This is a genomic window from Microbacterium sp. B24 (genome assembly GCF_000333415.1).
Classification (GTDB): domain Bacteria; phylum Actinomycetota; class Actinomycetes; order Actinomycetales; family Microbacteriaceae; genus Microbacterium.
Window position 1 is genome coordinate 1 of record NZ_BADB01000523.1, and the last position, 327, is coordinate 327.

Consider the following 327-nt stretch of genomic DNA (forward strand, 5'->3'; position numbering starts at 1 on the left):
AGCTCGGTCCCGGGGATCCTCTAGAGTCCGCTCTCGGCCAGGGCGGCCAGGGGGGCGTCGTACGAGTCGTCGTTCTGGTTGCCGATCGCAGCCTGGAAGATCGACGGGTTCGTCGTGACACCCGAGACGTTGCGCGACGAGATCAGGTCGGCGAGGTTCCCCGAAGCGATGCGCGCGCGGGAGAGGTCGTCGAGCCAGATGCTGACGCCGGCGTCGACGAGCTGCTGGGTCGGGGTCGAGCCCGAGGTGGGGGTGCTCATGCGTTCTCCTTGGGGCCGCTTCCACGACCGCATCGGTGGTGATACCGAACTTCTCGAACAGGGTCTT

1 pseudogene is annotated in these 327 nt (G+C 67.0%); it reads right to left on the reverse strand.

The features are described 5' to 3' along the window. Positions 1-26: 26 nt before the first annotated feature. Positions 27-260 (reverse strand): annotated as a pseudogene (locus tag I5I_RS15550) (transaldolase family protein); the annotation flags it as partial. Positions 261-327: the final 67 nt, after the last annotated feature.